The organism is Rufibacter tibetensis (genome assembly GCF_001310085.1).
Taxonomy (GTDB): Bacteria; Bacteroidota; Bacteroidia; order Cytophagales; family Hymenobacteraceae; genus Nibribacter; species Nibribacter tibetensis.
Genome location: NZ_CP012643.1, coordinates 4297187 through 4313076, shown reverse-complemented (window position 1 = coordinate 4313076; position 15890 = coordinate 4297187). Strand labels below are relative to the sequence as shown.

Sequence of the window (15890 nt, the reverse complement as noted above, 5' to 3'; positions counted from 1 at the left end):
TTTAGAGCCTGTTTTCAAGAATCAGGCTCTAAACGGCGGAGGCTTTTCTAATGGAGTTGTGTTTACCTTCTGCAAATCCCATCTGGTAAAAGCTATAGGTAGATGGTCTTATCCTTCCGTACTTCAAACCTAAATTGGCAAAGCGCCGCAACCCTTAAACAAGAAAGTGTTTTCAAGCCATTTCCAGGAAACAGCTTGAAAACACTTAATATCTCTTGTGCGAGTAGTTCTTATCTTACTCCCTGGCTTGGGAACTTAGGGGTAACCGTTCGGTAGAAACCAAGGATTTTTTGCATATCCGCGTCAAAGTCACCGGTGGGGTAAATGGTAGGCCCTATACCGGCTTCTTTTTTAGCATAGTCCAGGTAGCCCAGCAAAATAGGAACACCTGCTCCTACCGCGGTGTAGTAAAAGCCTTTCTTCCAGCGGGGTTGGTACTTACGGGTTCCCTCTGGGGTGACCATCATTACCATTTCCTCATTTTCCTTGAAAATATCAATCATGGCAGCTACCAGATTGTTGTTTTTCTTCCGGTCAACGGGCACGGCACCCATTGCTTTGAGCAAAGCACCCATGGGGAAAAAGAATGCTTCTTTTTTAATGGTCAGTCTCACCGGAACATCCATCAGATAAAAGGCGGCACGGGCATACACAAAATCCCAGTTACTGGTGTGCGGCGCCGCAATCATGATAGCTTGTTTTAACCCAGGAGGCATTGCTCCATTTAACTTCCACCCGGCAACCTTAAAAATGACTTTCGCTAAAGCTTTCCCAAACATAAAGTATAGTTGAATCCAACAACAATATTACAAAAAAACCAGCCTTTCAGCTGGTTTTCATCTACAATATGTTTATTACGGTTAATTAATACTTCTGGGTACCATTTTGAATTTACGTTCCCGGAACAAGTACACCTGCAATCCTATGTTCAGTACTGGCCCCCATTCAGTCAACTTGCGGTCCTGTTCAGAGGGTCTGGTTTCCTGGTAATAAGAAAGTAAAACAGCTGGTTCAACAGATACTTTCGGGTTGATGAAAATAGCGTACCCCACTCCTGCTCTGTATTCAGCAATATCTGTTTTTGCTGCGTTAGGTTGATTATTGATCCCTACGGCAGCACTTGCTTCGCCAAAGAACCCTCTATCTGTGTAGTATCTGGCAAAGGGACCAGCTAAAATATTGGTAGAGGCTGTAGAAGTAGTACCAGACATCTTTTCTTTATAATGAAAGACGGTGCCCTGCAAACCAAAAGCCACATCACTCCAGACAAAATACCCAACTTTGGCATTTAAATCATACTGGTGCCGGTAACCAGAAATGGGATCATTGTTACTGGTGATATTGATTCTTTTATAAGTACCGGAAAGGCTTCCACCTACCATAAAAGAGCGCTTGAAAATTTTGGCTGGCACCAGAGTACCTCTGTTTTCCTGTGCCTTTACTTGGGTAAATGTTAAAAGGAATATGCTCAGGTAAAGCAACTTTCTCATGTAAATTAGATTAAGGTGAAACTTTCAATCCCTGAAGCAAATAAGAAGCCAACGAGGGAACTATTTAAACAATCTTAAATTACTCCACTAAACTATAAAAAAAATTATATGTTACAAATTTATTGATTTATTTTTACAAGCGCCTCTAGCTCTTTAGATAGGGTAAGGGTGTATTCATAGCCAATAGCAAACATTTCTTTGGCTCTTTTGAGGTCATAAATATGGTAATCCTTTAGCTGATGGGGTTCAATAAGGAGGTGGCACAAAGATACCCGAGGCAGCACATTGGCATGCAGGGCCAGATGGAAGATTCTTTCAGTTACCTGCCGTATGCTCTGGATGTTTGAATCGTGCGGAGTAGGATTCGCGTGAACTCCGATGATTTTGTCGCATTCACCTGTCAGACACTCTACCGGAAGGTTATTGACAATGCCCCCATCTACCAACATTCTTTTTCCTTGCTGGGCCGGTTTAAACAAGACGGGTACCGCCGAAGATGCTTTCAACGCCTCTACCAATGAACCCTGGGTAAAGTAAACGGTACAGCCTTCTACCAAGTCTAAAGCTGAGATGATGAGTTTTATGGGTAGTTCGTCAAACGTGCGGTCCTGCAGGTGCTGTTCAAAAATTTTATGCAGCGCCTGTGTATGCAAGATCCCTTTGTTCAAGGCAGGCTTAAGAAGCTTTGGCAAAGCAAGTTCAGAAACAAGTCGTAATATTTCCTGAGGAGGAAATCCGGCGGCATAAAAAGCACCCGCCACCGCACCCGAGGAAACTCCGGAAATAGCTTGGATGGGGATCCCTATCTCCTGCAGAGCCTGTAGCACTCCTAAGTGCGCCACTCCCCTAGCTGCTCCCCCGGAAAGGCAAATCCCTATTCTCACCATCCTATAGGGCAGAGAAAGGGAAAACCTGGTCTACCCGAATGCCTTTTTCGGTTTGTTTTACAGTGCAGCACTCATTCTGAGCATCATGCTCAAAAAACAACACCCATTGCTCCTCCGCGGCTTGGTTTAGAAATCTTTCCTTTTCTTCTAAAGTCAGCAATGGCCTCGTATCATAGCCCATTACATAAGGCAAGGGAATATGTCCCACAGATGGCAAAAGATCAGCGACGAAACAAACTGTGCGGCCTTTGTACTGAAGCCTAGGAATCATCATCTTGTCTGTGTGCCCGTCTACATAGGTCACCTCAAAACCGGGAAGGAACTGCTCCTGCCCTAAAGCCAGAAACTCTAACTGGCCGCTTTCTTTGATAGGCAAAATATTTTCCCTGAGGAAGCTTGGTTTTTCCCTGGGGTTTGGCTCAGTGGCCCAAATCCAATGATCCTGGTTGCTCCAGTAGCGTGCTTTTGAGAATACAGTTTCAAGGGAACTGCCGTCCTTGCCGTACCGTACCGAACCGCCGCAATGGTCAAAGTGCAGGTGCGTTAAGAAAATATCCGTAATGTCTGATGTTCCAAAGCCTACTTTCTGCAATGACTTTTCCAAGCTATCATCACCGTGCAGGTAGTAATGGCTGAAGAACTTTGCATCCTGTTTATCGCCTATCCCATTGTCTATGAGGATGAGCCGGTCTTCGGTTTGCACCAAAAGGCAGCGCATAGCCCAGGTGCAGAGATTGTTCTCGTCTGCGGGGTTTGTGCGCTGCCAGATGGTTTTAGGAACTACGCCAAACATGGCGCCGCCATCTAATTTGAAATTTCCGGTAGCAATAGGATACAAAGTCAACGCCATGCAAAGATGTTTTTAGGTCATTTACTGAAAAGAAGCTTTAAACAGAATTACTCTGTTACCACGCCCATTTCACCAAATTTCTCAATACGCTGCATTATACGGTCTTCCGGTGAAATGGCTTCTAACTCCTCTAAGGTAGAAAGAATCTTTTTCTGCAAGGTCCTGATCATCTTCTCTGGGTTCACGTGGGCGCCACCCAAAGGCTCTTTAATGATGCCATCTACCAGTTTATTGCCCAACATGTCTTTGGCAGTAAGTTTAAGCGCTTCGGCGGCCTGTTCTTTGTAGTTCCAGCTACGCCATAAAATAGAAGAACAAGACTCAGGGGAAATAACAGAATACCAGGTATTCTCCAGCATGTACACCCTGTCTCCAATGCCAATGCCCAGAGCTCCACCCGATGCACCTTCACCAATGATGATGCAAATTACGGGCACTTTAAGCATGAACATTTCTTTCAGGTTACGGGCAATAGCCTCTCCCTGCCCCCTTTCCTCGGCTTCTAAGCCCGGGAAAGCACCTGGAGTATCTATAAAGGTAATAATGGGTTTGTTAAACTTTTCAGCCAGTTTCATCAACCGGAGTGCCTTGCGGTATCCCTCAGGGTTAGCCATCCCAAAATTCCGGTACTGCCGCTCCTTGGTGTTTCTTCCCTTCTGCTGGCCAATAAACATGACGGTTTTGCCATTTATTTCGCCAAAACCGCCTACCATGGCTTTGTCATCGCGCACGTTGCGGTCACCGTGTAGTTCTACAAACGAAGTGGTGAGACCGTTTATGTAATCTAAGGTGTAGGGCCTTTCTATATGGCGGGAAAGCTGTACCCGTTGCCAACGGGTAAGATTGGCATAGGTCTCCTTCTTCAGTGACTTAATCTTATCTTCCAAAGCTGAAACTGCCTCGCTCACATCTACCTGGCTTTCTGAGGCCAGTTTCTTCATTTCGGCTAGTTTCCCTTCCAGAGAAGCAATGGGTTGTTCAAAATCTAACAGCATAGTTATGCCCCTTACGTTTAGCTAAAGTGTGACTACAAAGGTAAACGAAACTTGCAAAGTTTAGTAGCAGGAGTTTTTTAGAGTTTAAAAGGATTTTTTTCGGTTTGAGAATGAACCTGTTACCCTTAACACAAGATTTCTTTTGCTCTTTTTTAGGGTTGCCTGTTGTGTGGTAAAGATCTGCCCCCCATATTTGCATCATCAAACGGGGACATCAGGTCTCCAGAAGATGTTGGTCCGGTAGTTCAGTTGGTTAGAATGCCGCCCTGTCACGGCGGAGGTCGCGGGTTCGAGTCCCGTCCGGACCGCAATTTATTAAAGAGCCTGTAAGATATTTTCTTACAGGCTCTTTTGTTTTTGATGGCATCCCTTAGGGTTGGCATATGAAAGTTCTAACTCAGCCCTGAATCTAACTAATTAAAGACTGAAACCGATAACTCGTAAGTGAACTGGGCGAAACAATCAAGGAAAGATAACATGTCCTTTTTTTTCCCCAGTTTCCTTCCTTTAGTTATCACAGTAAAGCGACAGAGAGTTCGCACTGCCGTTCTGCCTCTGCTTTGAGTGAGCTTTCATTAAGTAACGGACAAATCCTCTAAAACAATTTTGTGTTAGGGCAATATGCCAGTGTTTCATCGTTTTAGGGTAGGGCTTTCAAGTTACGCCCTGTTCAAAGTTTTTCACTACTCACAGGTTTGTAGTTACCTGAATAACAAAGGGAATCTTAAGCGGTTTTAACTTAGTGTCGTGGGATACTGTACGCCCGGGACTACTCCCTGAAGCTATATCCCACAAGTTTATTTAAAGATGACTGAGAGAGTAAAAGAGGCACTTGCAGGCAAGAAGGTATTACTTATCGCCTGCAAGTTCTACCATTACGGGGAAGCCATCCGCGAAAAAGTAGAGTCCTTTGGGGCAGATGTTACCTTTTATTACGAGCGCGATATCACTCTCCGGCACGTGGTGGTATCCAACTTTCTGCCCCACCGAATGGATAGAAGGCAGGACACCCACTATCAAAGCATCCTGGAAGAGACGGAAGGACAAACCTTCGATTACCTGATTGTGATCCGGGGTTACCGCATGAGAAGTTGGTTTCCCGATGCTCTAAGGGAGAGGAACCCTGAGATTCAAACAATCCTTTATCAATGGGACTCCTATAAGTCTTGGGATTCAGACTACCGCCACCTTCTGCCCCATTTTGACCGCACCCTGACCTTCGACTACGGAGACGCGGCAGAGTTGGGCATCCCCTACGCCCCCACCTTCCACACCGACGAGTACGCAAGTGCCCCGCTAAGTCCGGCCTCCTTTGACTTCATCTTCTGCTCCTACTTCACGCAGGAGAAGTACGAGTTCCTGCAGCGTTTTCTTGACTATTCTTCCCGCATGGGCTATAGGGTCCACGCGCATCTGTACATCGGCTGGTTCGGCTTTTTAAGGGAAAAGTTCCGAGGCAGGGGTCCTCGTCTGCGCCACGTCGCCTTCAGAAGACTTGGCCGCAGGGAGTACTACAATTTATTTTGCCAAGCCAAAGCGGTGGTAGACTTCTCCTCTACAGCTCAGACAGGTATTACCATGCGCGTGATTGACGCACTGGGAAGCGGCAAGCGTGTGCTCACCAACAACCCCAACGTGGTAAGGGAGCCCGGCTATGACCCACGGCAAGTGGTGATCTACAACCCCGAAGATTTGGCACTACCTGGCCACGTAGCCCGAGAGGAAAGTTTCAGTAGAAGGGATTACTCCATCGGCAAATGGCTGGACAATCTGCTATTCTTAGGGTAAAAAGAACATAACCTCTGAACTCCTCCATACACTTAAACAAGAGGTTGCACTTGCTTCAAAAATTTGATCTGTTCTTTGATGGTGTAAATAAGAATGCAGTAGATTTTGGCATGACGGCTAATGTTAAAGCTAACCCATGGTAAACAAAAGCTGAAGGTTTGCTGTACCTACTTATACCCCAGAGCACCAAAATCTATTATTATGAAATCAATTGTTAAACAGGATTCTATAACAGGCGAAGATATTCAACTCTCCTTTACAGACTACGGAGCGGGAAGACCAGTTGTGCTGATCCACGGGTGGCCCCTAAGTAAAGAAATGTGGGAGTATCAGGTAGATGACCTTGTCAGTGCCGGGTTGCGGGTCATCACATATGACCGGCGGGGTTTCGGGCACTCCGCTAGACCATGGCAGGGGTATGACTACGATTCCCTTACTGAGGATTTAAAAGATATTATGGAGCAACTGGACCTGCGGGACACAGTGCTGGTGGGTTTCTCCATGGGTGGAGGCGAGGCTGTTAGGTACCTGAGCCGGTATGGTAGCGAGCGTGTCTCCCAGCTGGTGATGATCAGTGCCGTCCCCCCTTTTTTAGCTAAAACTCCCAATAATCCGGATGGGGTTGATCAAAACGTTTTTGAGGATATAATGGCAAATTTGAAGGAGGACAGGATCGGTTTTCTAGACGATTTCGGAAAGAAATTTTTTGGGGTAGGTTTTATGAACCATCCGGTCAGCGCGCCTTTGTTAGACTATTACCGCATGCTGGCATCCGTAGCATCTCCAAGGGCTACGCAACAGTGGGCCATCTCCTTTGCCCAGACTGACTTCAGGGCTGACGTGCAGGCAATCAATGTCCCTACCTTGATCATTCATGGAGATGCCGACGAGACTGTTCCTATCAAATCCAGCAGCGACCGAACCGCCGCAATAATTTCCGGAAGCCAGTACCTGGTGTTTGAAGATGCGCCTCACGGTTTGTTCTATACACATAAGGAGAAGCTGAACAGAGATCTCATCACCTTCATCACCTCTGCATGATTTTCTATAAAAAGTAGCCTATTACTACATCTATCCTATAAGGTGGTAGTGAATACTAATAAAATATAAAGCAGAGGGTTATTCTTGGATGCTATTTTATTGTTTTAAATCAGTCAACTACTTTTCCCCATCGGCTTTTCCTGTCTAAGCTTAAAATTTTTCGATGCCAAAAGGTAAGTACAGTACAGCTCAGGTGATGTAGTTTGTAGTTACAAGACAAGACAGCTTGGAAGAAATTAGGATAAGACTTAGTTTAGCAAGAAATCATTCATCTTTATGGCACTTCATCTTTGCAACACGCCCCCGCCGCCCGTTGTTTTACTTGCAAAATAACCGGAAGCTTTATATTATAGCGGTTCCTCGGATCGCTTAAATTCTCATCTCATTTATGAGCTAGCGTATTCCTGCGCGCGTTGTTTTGCATGCACTCTAACCTATTGGGTATTCACCCATGCCTCAATCATAAGCATTCAAAACAATCTTCTAATGATTAATCTCTTAAAATTTAAATATGCGGTACCGGCGATTCCGGCCGTATTGCTATCTATGATCTGCGTGCAGGGCGGGGCTTCTGTTGCTAAGTTGCTTTTCCCTGTCCTTGGCGCAAGCGGTACTGCCTCCCTGCGCATCGGTTTCTCTGCTCTCATCCTTCTGGCGGTTTTCAGAACTAACCTGTTTCGCCTAAACCGGAGGCAGTGGCTGTTCTGTCTGACTTACGGCACCTGCCTTGGAGCCATGAATTTGGTGTTCTACTCCGCCATAAAACGCATACCGATAGGCTTGGGAGTTACTATAGAGTTCACTGGCCCATTGGCCTTGGCATTGCTAGGCTCAAGGAAACCGCTGGACCTTCTTTGGGTTTTGCTGGCTGGGTTGGGCATTGCTTTAATTGCACCCTGGCAGGGCGGAGTTGATGCAGTAGGCGTGGCACTTGCTTTATTGGCTGGAGGGCTTTGGGCTGGGTATATACTACTAGGCGGGAAGGTTTCTAAGATCATGGGGAGTGGAGACGCGGTAACAGTGGGGATGCTATTCGCTACCGCTTTTGTGGTGCCTTTCGGAGTAATGGGCGGTGGATTGGCGGCCATGGACGGGCATCTGCTGCTGGTTGGGGTCGCTGTAGCCCTGCTGACAAGCGCCCTCCCGTTCACGCTTGAGATGGGCGCGCTTAGGCAGCTCCCTTCGAAGACCTTCGGCATCCTGATGAGCCTGCACCCGGCGTTCGGCGCACTTTCCGGTCTGCTTTTCCTGGGGGAGTACCTGACACTCAGCCAATGGATGTCCATCTCCTGCGTTATCGCGGCAAGTGTTGGAGCTACATATTTTTCAAAGAAAGCAGGTTAACCTAGAGTCAGCCTATAGCAATGCCTGCTTACGTAATTATGTAGGCATTGCTATAGAAAGAGAAAGGAATCTATTTTCAAGAAACTACAACACAAATGAAAGCAGTTACCTAATCGACAAGCTAGTACACAATATATATAATAGAAAGTAGCAAAAGGCTTATTCTAGTAAAATATCCCATTTTCGTCTGTTTTAAAATCCAAATCATTCAGGTACAACTTAAACTATTGCCTGATTACTTATTAAGAGGTGATAACTTATATGCATAATGTGGAAAAATCTGATATCTTTATAGTATAAATAACAAAGTTAGCACCCCCCGCTTTCGTTTCCATCTGTGGACAGTTGCCCATAGGCAGTTTTGTGAAGATTTTATAAGGAAAGCCACGAAAAGCAGACGCAAATGGAAACAAAGGAAAAAAGCCTTCAAGAATTGCAGCAAATTTTAACGGGACTGGAGATGCTGCACCAAAACCAGGATCAGGTTTCTTCCTATCTGTTGGAATACCTCCACCAAGCCCTTTATATTTTCAGGTACCTTTTCAGGAACGGGTACACCGATGAGCAACCCAGCCATGTAATCAATTATTGCATAATGAAGCTGGAGTTCGCAAAAAAGCAGATTGAAAATGATGATATAGAAGAAGGATTGAAGTTTACTAAATCTGTTATCTCCTATTTCTTAAAGGAAATCTCCATTGTAGAAGAATCAGAGGAGTTAGATTTAGTATAACCTTCTGTGGTACCTGCTCCTACTATTTTCAAGAAATTTCATAGTTAATGTTGCATCATAATATTTAATCCTACATATTTGCAGCATCAAACGGGGACAATAGATCTCCAGAAGATGATGGTCCGGTAGTTCAGTTGGTTAGAATGCCGCCCTGTCACGGCGGAGGTCGCGGGTTCGAGTCCCGTCCGGACCGCAGTTAAAAGCTCCTTACGAAAAGTATGGAGCTTTTTTATTTTCAGGCGGTAAATTAAAAGTTAATTCTGTATCAAAAAGGCACAAAGTTTAAGGATACTTAAAAAGTTTAATTTGTTTACCCCTGCTTCTGCCCTTCCTTAATCAAATGGGGCACACATCATAATCTATTGCTCCCACTCAATAATTAAAGAACAAAGCAATTAGTTTTTATCTAGTAAGATGGTGGAGTTTGCGGTACCCTATCATGATGGATCATAGCTTGAGAAGCTACCATCAGAGTATAGCAGCACTACCTTAACCAAGGTCTTTTTTTCTGCAAACTTGTTGTTCGTTTCCAATAGTGTGGTTGCATCTTCTTTTTGGCTCAACTCTGTCTGCGCCGCTGAATTTGGCTGACTATTTTTTACTTCTTCCTTAGCGGTTGGAAGATTCCTTCTTACAGGTGGTACTGAGTAATCACCTAGGTCAGTTAGCATTTCTCCTTCACCAGAGACGAGCCAAATAGGTGACACTTCTTTGTATCGGCTAAGTATTTTCTGCACAACCTCCAGGCTTGCCTTATTCCTTCCGGAAAGAACATGGCTAATCACAGGCCTAGGCACACCAATCTCATCGGCAAAAGCAGCAGGACCTAAATTGGTCCAACTTACTAGATTTGTTATCCTTTCTAAAAGTTCTGTCACGGGGATTGTAGACGTGAGTTTATATACAAATGTTAATATGCAAAAGTAATCTAATTATTACAAAAGTAAATAATGAAACAAAATACAATTGTATATTTTTTATTGTTTACATATGTTTATAAGTAATAAATATAAACTTTTGTTTGTGTTTACTTTTGTTTAGTTTAATTTCCTATTTCGGAATACTTGTTCCATTTCTATGCATTTAACTTACTGGCTTTATAGATTAGTATATACTACGTTACAAAAGTAAATTATCATAGTATAAAATTATCTTTATGATAGTTGAAGAAATTCTTAAAGTAGAGTTTTGGCTAATAGAAATGCAAAGGCTGTTATATTATCCTCAAGCATAGTAATAATCAAGCATATTTATAATTAAGGATACTAAGAACCAGCGTCCACTAAAAGGGGAAAGCCTCCCCTCTGCCATGTAGCAGAGAGGAGGCTTTCCCCTTTAAATATTTAGGTTTTGTTCTTGAGATTACCTGAAGTAGGCCATCTCTAAGTCACGGTCATGATTGTAGATGTCATCCCTGAAATGGACAGCACCTTTATCATCCACCCATGAAGTGAAGTAGACAATGTACACAGGCACTTTAGCGGTAAGATTCACGTACTTTTCTTGCCCACCGTGCATAGCTGCATTGATTGTAGAAGGAGTCCATTGTTTCTGGTCCTTAAGGAGGTACTGCGCAAATTCAAATGGCTTTTCAATTCTGATACAGCCGTGGCTAAACCCACGTTCAGTCTGGTTAAACAAATGGTCTGACGGAGTATCATGCAGGTACACATTGTGCTCATTGGGGAAGATGAACTTCACATAGCCAAGAGGGTTTTTGCTACCCGGGCGCTGACGCACTCTGTATTTAAAGTTTTTGTCTACTGAGTACCAGTCTACGGAAGAAGGTGACACTACCTCTACTTTATTGTTTCCTATGTCTTTCACCAATTCCATGTCATTAGAAGCAAGGTAATTAGGGTTGTTGGCCTGCGCTGGCGCAATCTCCTCTTCCAGAATCTGAGGTGTTACGTTCCAGTAAGGATAGAAAACAATGTACTCCAGTTTGTCACTGAACACAGGAGTGGCGTGCATTTCCTTACCCACTACAACCTTCATATTCAAGACTTCTTTCCCTTTCTCATATACATGCAGCATGTATTCAGGAATATTGATGAGCACGTATTTATCTTCAAAACGTTTAGGTACCCACCGCCACCGTTCCATGTTGATGATGATCTGGTCAATCCGTTGTTCAATCGGCACATTCATCACGCGCAGGGTCTCTCCCCCAACAACACCGTCTGGTTTCAGGCCATGCCGTATCTGGAAATTCTTTACCCCTGCAGCCAAGGCTGGATCATACACCATGCTTTGGGGAACATTAGGAGCTGGTTTACCCATGATGCGGTGGCGAAGCGTTAAGACGGCTTGCGCTGAGTCACCGGGTTTCAACATCTTAGTGGCGAGCTCAATTTTAGGCCACCCTCCCTGCTGTTTGGCTAAACGGTACTGCTTCAAGGCTTCGCGCAGACGTTTATAATCTGGATGAAGGGCTTCAAACTCATAGTATGGGTAACGACTTTCCCGTTCCCTCAAAATGGTTTGCAGCGCCTTGTGCAGCTTTATCTTGTTTTTCTTTACCTCCCATTCAATGTTATCCAAGTTGCGGGGGTTTACCGTGCCACGGTAAAAATCACTGGCATAGTTGAAATAAGAAGCCGTTAGCGTAACGTCTAGTTCTTCCTGCAGTTTGTGGCGCACAGAGTCATTGGTAGATTGTTCCAGTGTTTGAATCATCTTCTTCAAATCCTTTCTGTCATAATCCTGCGGGTTTAACCCTTCTTCATGTGCTTTGTTCAAGACTTCCATGAATTTGAAAGCCTGTGGTACTAACTCCCCGTCTTTAAACCAGGCAAAACGGTACTGCCGCTCCCGGTAAAATAACTTCATTAGGCCCAAGTGTTCTTTGAAATCCGGGTCCTGTTTAGTGAAGGTGACCACGTACACACTGTCGGTTTGTTGCGGAAATTCTTTGGCAGCTGCCAGCGCTACCTTCTTTTGCTGCTTGTCACCAGACTTGGCGCAGGACGAGACCAGCACGAAGGTTAACAAGAAAAGCATTAAGAAAGGAATAAATGGTTTATTTGACTTCATATAGGTTGTTCCTAACATTGAGATGTGGTACTTATACTTGTAAGGGTTGCAAAAAGTTAATTAACCCCAAAGAGATAAAATTGGACGTAATCAATAATCAAACCTGATTATATAATAAAACATAAATTCATTAAGAATCATGTAAAAACCGTGCCATCCTTTGGAGCAAGATGCTTCCACAGCTATTTTTCAAAGGCTTATTTAGGTGTTTATGGTAACATGAGACAACAAAAACGGAGCTACAAATGTTTTCTATGACTTCACCTTTAACTAAAGAAAATGGATTATAGCAACAACAATTCTTCTGGTAGCATTATAGACCCACACAGTTTCTCTAAACCAGATGTTGCCCATATACGGCATGTGGACTGGCAGTTGAAAGTAGACTTCTCCCAAAAGAAACTTACTGGGACCGGGGTCTACCATATTCATCACGAAGGAGCCACTGAAATTGTATTAGACATACATGGGTTGAAGATTATACGGGTAACTCTGGATGAGCAGAATGAAGAAGTTGACTTTAGCCTCACAGAAGTTGCTCCCTTTTTAGGGCAAGGACTTCGCGTACCGTTACAGGAAAACACAGGTACAATTCACATCAGCTTTGAGACAACCCCAGCGGCGGCGGCTTTACAGTGGTTGGAACCTGAACAAACAACTGGCAAGACAGAACCTTTTTTGTTTACGCAATCACAGGCTATTCTTGCCCGCACCTGGCTTCCCTGCCAGGATAGCCCAAGCATTAGGTTCACGTATACGGCAGAAGTGTCCGTTCCTCCGCATTTGCTGCCTCTCATGAGTGCCGATAATCCGCAGGAGAAAAACAAAAGCGGTACATACTTCTTCAAAATGGACCAGCCCATTCCCTCTTACCTGCTTTCTTTGGCCGTAGGAGATCTGACCTTTGCTCCTTTAGGTACCCGTTGCGGGGTATATGCGGAAACAGCAACTCTGAAGGACGCTGCTTATGAATTTGAGGACACCGAAAAAATGTTGGAAGCCGCAGAAAAGCTGTACGGTCCTTACCTCTGGGGCAGGTATGATTTGCTTGTGTTACCGCCTAGTTTTCCATTCGGAGGCATGGAAAACCCTAAATTAACTTTCGCCACCCCTACCATCATCTCTGGCGACCGCTCCCTCACCAGTTTGGTGGCCCATGAACTGGCGCACTCCTGGTCAGGCAATCTGGTAACCAATGCCACCTGGAAAGACTTCTGGCTAAACGAAGGCTTTACCGTCTACTTTGAACGGCGCATCATGGAAGCCTTGTACGGCCCTGAATATGCCGAAATGCTGCACACCCTGGGCTACCAGGATCTACTGCATACCCTGGAAGAACTTGAAGCCACCCCACAGGATACTTGCTTGAAGTTAAACCTGGAAAACCGTGACCCTGACGAGGGACTTACGGAAATAGCTTATGAAAAGGGAAATCTATTCCTCCGGCAGATAGAGCGCCTTGTGGGTCGTACCAGGTTTGATGGTTTTGTGAACAAGTACTTCGGTACATTCAAGTTCACCTCCATGACCACCGCTGCTTTTGAGCAGTTTTTGGAAAAAGAACTGCTAAACGGATACGAGGAACTTCAAAGACAAATCAACCCTGCCGCTTGGATTCATTCTCCGGGCATCCCGGCCGGAACTCCGGCCCCCAAAGCTTTGCTCTTTGAGAAAGTAAGCCTTGAGCTCCAAAAATGGCAGGAAGGCACTTCGGCAACAGAACTCCACACCCAGAACTGGAGCACGCATGAATGGCTTTACTTTTTGAGTAACCTCCCCAGGAAACTACAGAAAGAACAAATAGAGGAATTAGACCAAGCCTTTGGTTTTACAAACTCTGGCAATTCAGAAATACTGGCGGAATGGTTTAAAGATGCCATTCGGCACCAGTACAAAATAGCTTATCCGGCCTTGGAGGCTTTTCTAGTGCGGGTAGGAAGACGGAAGTTCCTGATGCCGCTTTACAAAGCTTTACTGGAATCAGAAGAAGGTACTACTCTGGCCAAAAGCATCTACCAGAAAGCCCGCCCCAACTATCACGCCGTGTCCACCTCCTCTTTAGATCCTCTTTTACAAGAAAGGCCTTAAAACAAAGAGAGCCCGCTGAATTCATTCAGCGGGCTCTCTTTGTTTTGGTTAAGTTGAGTTTAATGGTTTTCAGCTTTCCGGTTCACGGTGGTTTCCGCAATCATGGTCAGCTTTTCATCGGTCATTTTCTCCTCATTCAGGATTTCTTTCAAGTGGTTCAGCACTTGGTCATGACCCAGGAATTTGGCATAGGTGCAGGCAGTACCGTACCCGGCAATCTCATAGTGCTCCACGCGTTGGGCGCAGGCAATAATACCGGCATCCATTACTTCGGCATCGGCTTCATGCTGCATGAATTCTTTGGCTTCTCTCAGAATGCCTTCCATGGCCATACATTTTTCACCATTGCCATTAATACCTAAGATCTGGAAGCACTCTTCCAAGCGTTGTATTTGGCGCTGGGTTTCCATCATGTGGGTTTCCATGGCAGTGGCTAGCTCAGGGCTTTTAACCATTTCCATCATCTCTGGCATCGCTTTTAACAACTGCTGCTCCGCGTTGTAAAGGTCCTTCATTTGGTGGATGAACAGGTCATTCAAGGATGTTAATTTCATAGCTGTATTTTTATGGTTAGAAAAAGCACGAATGCTAAATTTCTATACGTCACCCTGTTAGGCTAGTTTAGGGGTTTAGAGAAGAAAGTGTAGTATTTTACCTAAATGTGCTTTGACAAGCCGTAAGGGTAAATTACACCGTATAAGATCGCACCAGACCACCACCGGAAATAATTAAACAGTATTCATGACCAAATTTGAGCAGGCTCCCAAAGGCATTCTCATCGCCGTAGGCGGAAACGAAGACAAAGGCACCTTTCCCAGAGTTAAAAAGCAGTTCCATCTAAACTTTTTTGAGCTAGGCATTCTCAAGCGCATCATAGATTCCATGGGCGGCAGCAATGCCCGCATAGAAGTCATCACTACGGCCTCCCTCATTCCTGAAGAATTAGGTGCCCTTTATTTACACGCGTTTCAGGTGCTGGGATGTAAGCAGGTGAACATTCTGGACATCAGGGAAGAGGCCGATGCTTTAAAACCCGAAAACTTGGAACGGCTCCGGCTGGCTTCTGGGGTCATGTTTACGGGTGGTGACCAATCACGCCTCTTCCGCATTTTCTCCGGAACGGCTTTTCACCAAATACTACTGGACCGCTACCACCACGAAGAAGGTTTTGTCATTGCGGGCACCAGCGCCGGCGCCATGGCCATGTCTGACATTATGATCACGGGCGGAAGCAGCACCCGCGCATTACTGAAAGGTTCGGTGAAACTGGACCGGGGTCTTGCGTTTCAGGAGAACGTGATCTTTGACTCCCATTTTGTGAAAAGAGGCCGTTTTGGAAGACTGATGGAGGCGGTGGCCACTCACCCTTATAAAATTGGTATTGGGTTAGGGGAAGACACGGGCGTTCTGATCAGCCATGGGAATGTAATAGAAACCATTGGCTCCAACCTGGTCATTGTAATAGACGGGCACCACATCAAACATAACAACACTTCTTACGCCGCCCCAGGAACCCCTCTTTCCATTGAGAACCTGAGGCTGCACGTTCTGGCTTTCGGAAACTTCTACGATATCAAAGAGCGGAAATTCTTTGTAGGTCAGAAAACCCATTACCAGGAAGAGTAAGGCTACCGGTGT

The 15890-nt window shown here is 45.1% G+C and carries 14 protein-coding genes and 2 tRNA genes; 8 read left to right on the top strand and 8 right to left on the bottom strand.

Going from position 1 to position 15890, the window contains the following annotated elements; all coding sequences use genetic code 11:
* Positions 1–230: 230 nt before the first annotated feature.
* The 5 genes from DC20_RS17625 to DC20_RS17605 form a co-directional block, all read right to left on the bottom strand.
* Positions 231–779: a lysophospholipid acyltransferase family protein gene (locus tag DC20_RS17625; protein WP_062545032.1), complete on the bottom strand. Its 549-nt coding sequence runs from the start codon at positions 777–779 to the stop codon at positions 231–233.
* An 81-nt stretch (positions 780–860) separates the two neighbouring features.
* On the bottom strand, positions 861–1490 hold the full coding sequence (locus tag DC20_RS17620; RefSeq protein ID WP_062545031.1) for a hypothetical protein: 630 nt from the start codon (positions 1488–1490) through the stop codon (positions 861–863).
* Positions 1491–1609: 119 nt separating this feature from the next.
* Entirely contained in the window at positions 1610–2377 is a 768-nt protein-coding gene (locus DC20_RS17615; protein ID WP_071885498.1) for a patatin-like phospholipase family protein, read from the bottom strand.
* A 1-nt stretch (position 2378) separates the two neighbouring features.
* Entirely contained in the window at positions 2379–3221 is an 843-nt protein-coding gene (locus DC20_RS17610) for an MBL fold metallo-hydrolase (protein ID WP_062546030.1), read from the bottom strand.
* A 53-nt stretch (positions 3222–3274) separates the two neighbouring features.
* Positions 3275–4222 (bottom strand): acetyl-CoA carboxylase carboxyltransferase subunit alpha, encoded by a 948-nt coding sequence (locus tag DC20_RS17605; protein ID WP_062545029.1) that lies wholly within the window; start codon positions 4220–4222, stop codon positions 3275–3277.
* A gap of 234 nt (positions 4223–4456) precedes the next feature.
* Here DC20_RS17605 and DC20_RS17595 point away from each other — a divergent pair.
* The 6 genes from DC20_RS17595 (at position 4457) to DC20_RS17570 (ending at position 9321) form a co-directional block, all read left to right on the top strand.
* Positions 4457–4530: transfer RNA gene (locus DC20_RS17595), tRNA-Asp, on the top strand.
* A 499-nt stretch (positions 4531–5029) separates the two neighbouring features.
* On the top strand, positions 5030–6010 hold the full coding sequence (locus tag DC20_RS17590) for a CgeB family protein (RefSeq protein ID WP_062545027.1): 981 nt from the start codon (positions 5030–5032) through the stop codon (positions 6008–6010).
* Between the two features lie 201 nt (positions 6011–6211).
* Positions 6212–7051: an alpha/beta fold hydrolase gene (locus DC20_RS17585; protein WP_062545026.1), complete on the top strand. Its 840-nt coding sequence runs from the start codon at positions 6212–6214 to the stop codon at positions 7049–7051.
* 486 nt (positions 7052–7537) lie between these two features.
* On the top strand, positions 7538–8395 hold the full coding sequence (locus DC20_RS17580) for an EamA family transporter (protein WP_062545025.1): 858 nt from the start codon (positions 7538–7540) through the stop codon (positions 8393–8395).
* A 403-nt stretch (positions 8396–8798) separates the two neighbouring features.
* Positions 8799–9128 (top strand): hypothetical protein, encoded by a 330-nt coding sequence (locus DC20_RS17575; protein ID WP_062545024.1) that lies wholly within the window; start codon positions 8799–8801, stop codon positions 9126–9128.
* A 119-nt stretch (positions 9129–9247) separates the two neighbouring features.
* Positions 9248–9321: transfer RNA gene (locus tag DC20_RS17570), tRNA-Asp, on the top strand.
* Positions 9322–9565: 244 nt separating this feature from the next.
* On the opposite strand, the gene DC20_RS17565 is transcribed toward DC20_RS17570, so the two are convergent.
* Positions 9566–10006 carry a helix-turn-helix domain-containing protein gene (locus tag DC20_RS17565; RefSeq protein ID WP_062545023.1) on the bottom strand — a complete coding sequence of 147 codons (441 nt, stop codon included), beginning with the start codon at positions 10004–10006 and terminating at the stop codon, positions 9566–9568.
* A 484-nt stretch (positions 10007–10490) separates the two neighbouring features.
* A complete protein-coding gene (locus DC20_RS17560) occupies positions 10491–12131 on the bottom strand; it encodes a L,D-transpeptidase family protein (RefSeq protein WP_169788201.1) in 1641 nt (546 codons plus the stop codon).
* 312 nt (positions 12132–12443) lie between these two features.
* On the opposite strand from DC20_RS17560, the gene DC20_RS17555 reads away from it, so the two are divergent.
* Entirely contained in the window at positions 12444–14252 is a 1809-nt protein-coding gene (locus DC20_RS17555; protein ID WP_062545022.1) for a M1 family metallopeptidase, read from the top strand.
* A 59-nt stretch (positions 14253–14311) separates the two neighbouring features.
* Here the strand turns inward: DC20_RS17555 and DC20_RS17550 are convergent, their stop codons facing one another.
* The gene (locus DC20_RS17550) at positions 14312–14806 is read right to left on the bottom strand and encodes a YciE/YciF ferroxidase family protein (protein WP_062545021.1); all 495 of its coding nucleotides are present in this window, start codon (positions 14804–14806) and stop codon (positions 14312–14314) included.
* 187 nt (positions 14807–14993) lie between these two features.
* Here DC20_RS17550 and DC20_RS17545 point away from each other — a divergent pair, with 187 nt between their 5' ends.
* Positions 14994–15878: a cyanophycinase gene (locus DC20_RS17545; protein ID WP_062545020.1), complete on the top strand. Its 885-nt coding sequence runs from the start codon at positions 14994–14996 to the stop codon at positions 15876–15878.
* Positions 15879–15890 lie beyond the last annotated feature (12 nt).

Excerpts from the sequence above, each read along its gene's own strand:
- DC20_RS17585 (WP_062545026.1), top strand. The coding sequence starts at position 6,212 with ATGAAATCAATTGTTAAACAGGATTCTATAACAGGCGAAGATATTCAA.
- DC20_RS17550 (WP_062545021.1), bottom strand. The coding sequence starts at position 14,806 with ATGAAATTAACATCCTTGAATGACCTGTTCATCCACCAAATGAAGGAC.
- DC20_RS17620 (WP_062545031.1), bottom strand. The coding sequence starts at position 1,490 with ATGAGAAAGTTGCTTTACCTGAGCATATTCCTTTTAACATTTACCCAA.
- DC20_RS17560 (WP_169788201.1), bottom strand. The coding sequence starts at position 12,131 with ATGCTTTTCTTGTTAACCTTCGTGCTGGTCTCGTCCTGCGCCAAGTCT.
- DC20_RS17605 (WP_062545029.1), bottom strand. The coding sequence starts at position 4,222 with ATGCTGTTAGATTTTGAACAACCCATTGCTTCTCTGGAAGGGAAACTA.
- DC20_RS17590 (WP_062545027.1), top strand. The coding sequence starts at position 5,030 with ATGACTGAGAGAGTAAAAGAGGCACTTGCAGGCAAGAAGGTATTACTT.
- DC20_RS17615 (WP_071885498.1), bottom strand. The coding sequence starts at position 2,377 with ATGGTGAGAATAGGGATTTGCCTTTCCGGGGGAGCAGCTAGGGGAGTG.
- DC20_RS17625 (WP_062545032.1), bottom strand. The coding sequence starts at position 779 with ATGTTTGGGAAAGCTTTAGCGAAAGTCATTTTTAAGGTTGCCGGGTGG.
- DC20_RS17580 (WP_062545025.1), top strand. The coding sequence starts at position 7,538 with ATGATTAATCTCTTAAAATTTAAATATGCGGTACCGGCGATTCCGGCC.
- DC20_RS17555 (WP_062545022.1), top strand. The coding sequence starts at position 12,444 with ATGGATTATAGCAACAACAATTCTTCTGGTAGCATTATAGACCCACAC.
- DC20_RS17575 (WP_062545024.1), top strand. The coding sequence starts at position 8,799 with ATGGAAACAAAGGAAAAAAGCCTTCAAGAATTGCAGCAAATTTTAACG.
- DC20_RS17545 (WP_062545020.1), top strand. The coding sequence starts at position 14,994 with ATGACCAAATTTGAGCAGGCTCCCAAAGGCATTCTCATCGCCGTAGGC.